Source organism: Mesorhizobium sp. M8A.F.Ca.ET.207.01.1.1 (assembly GCF_004794715.1).
GTDB lineage: Bacteria > Pseudomonadota > Alphaproteobacteria > Rhizobiales > Rhizobiaceae > Mesorhizobium.
Genome location: NZ_SRUS01000466.1, coordinates 1 through 305, shown reverse-complemented (window position 1 = coordinate 305; position 305 = coordinate 1). Strand labels below are relative to the sequence as shown.

The window sequence follows — 305 nt, the reverse complement described above, 5'->3', positions numbered from 1 at the left end:
AGCCCGTTGAGCTCGATATGCTCGGCCTGCTCGGCCATCATCAGGTGGCCGTTGCCGCCATAGACGATGCGGGTCGCGCCCGGCACGCCGGACAGGCGAACGCGCGCGGGCAGCTTCAGGTTCCAGCATTTTCGAAATGCACATCATCATCAATGGACGATTTGGCGCGCCGAAGAGGACGAAGATGAGAACAGCTGAAGCATCAGCGCAGTCAGGCCGAAATGATCGCTCACAGCTGCGTCGCCCCTATCGCAAGCATGAGGATGACGCTTACTCCGATGAACAGCGCCGTAGGTATCTGCTTC

At 59.7% G+C, this 305-nt stretch carries 1 protein-coding gene; it reads left to right on the top strand.

Annotation, left to right across the window (positions count from 1 at the left end; translation table 11 throughout):
- A partial coding sequence (locus tag EN850_RS36965) for a hypothetical protein (protein WP_210238086.1) occupies positions 1–188 on the top strand: 188 nt, incomplete at its 5' end.
- Positions 189–305: the final 117 nt, after the last annotated feature.